Annotated in this window: 1 pseudogene; it reads left to right on the top strand. The window is 58.5% G+C overall.

Going from position 1 to position 1,418, the window contains the following annotated elements:
- The first annotated feature begins 48 nt into the window (after nucleotides 1-48).
- Nucleotides 49-1,264: pseudogene (locus tag ACODR8_RS19900) on the top strand (IS701 family transposase).
- Nucleotides 1,265-1,418 lie beyond the last annotated feature (154 nt).

The following is a 1,418-nucleotide window of genomic DNA, read 5'->3' as shown; positions in this document are numbered from 1 at the left end:
TAGCATTACAGTTGCATAATTGATCGAACTCTGAATCAATAGGTCTCCATGGTAAGGAGGCTGTGGAATGACGGGTGCATCGATCGAGACGACGCTGGAGCTATGGGCTTCCTCATTGCGGGACGTAAAGGGGCGTATGCGTGGTTTGTTCACGCAGGAGCGCGTTGCGGCGTCGGCGAACCTATTTCTGGACGGCCTGCTGGGTGACGAGCGCCGTAAGACGGGTTGGATGCGCGCGGAAGCTGCGGGGGATCCTGGTCCGTGGCGGCAACAGGCCATTTTAGGCCGTGGGCACTGGGACGCGGACGAGCTTCGCGACATTGTGCGCGAATATATTGTCGAGAACCTCGCCATGGACGATGCGGTTCTCGTCATCGATGAGACCGGGTTCCTTAAGCAGGGCAAGGCTTCCTGCGGCGTCGCACGCCAATATACCGGTTCAGCAGGTAAGATCACGAACTGCCAGATCGGCGTATTCGCTGCTTATGTATCTGCTCGTGGTCACGCTTTCATCGATCGGGCTTTATATTTGCCCAAGACCTGGACTGGCGATCCAGTACGTCTTGCCGCGACCCACGTCCCTGAAGCTGTAACCTTCGCCACCAAGCCGGCGTTGGCTGCCCAGATGATAGGGCGCGCGCTGGCTACTAATGTGCCATTCTCCTGGGTAGCAGCGGACGCTGTGTACGGCGTCGGCGAGATCGAACAGGCTCTGCGCAGAGGTTGTAAAGGCTATGTTCTCGGGGTGAAATCGGACCATCGCTTTGGCTCATGGGATAAAAATCCACCCGTTGCCGGAACAGCCGAAAAGATCGCTCGGGGACTGGCGCCCGACGCATGGCAGCGCCTTTCTGCTGGCGAAGGCACCAAAGGGCCTCGGCTCCATGACTGGGCGTATTGCGAACTCGCCGATCTCGGCGCAGATGAATATGATGAGACCAAATCAGGGCTTTGGACCCGTGGACTGCTGATCCGACGCAATATTAGCGATGGCGACCTCGCCTTCTTCACGACATGGTGCCCGGCCGATACGGGCATTGAGACCCTCGTCGCCGTCGAAGGCCATCGCTGGGCGATCGAAGACAGCTTCGAGACCACCAAGAACGAACTCGGTCTCGACCATAACGAAACCCGCTCCTGGCACGGCTGGCATCGCCACGTCTCTCTCGTCATGCTCGCTTTCGCCATGATGGCGGCGATCCGATACCGCGCCAATGACGTGACGCCCCCAAAAAGATCGAGGAAGCGGACCATCAAGATCTGATCCGTTGGTCCATTCAGGAGGTCCGACGCATCGCCAACAAGCTTGCACAGCGCCAGATCCAGCCCGCCTACATCATCGCATGGTCAACTTGGCGACGCGCCCACCAAGCCGCCGCCCGACGTTCCCACCTGAAATCTAATATGCAACTGTAATG

The sequence above is a fragment of the Sphingobium sp. FG58 genome (genome assembly GCF_057809055.1).
This window is presented reverse-complemented; position numbering and strand designations above follow the sequence as displayed.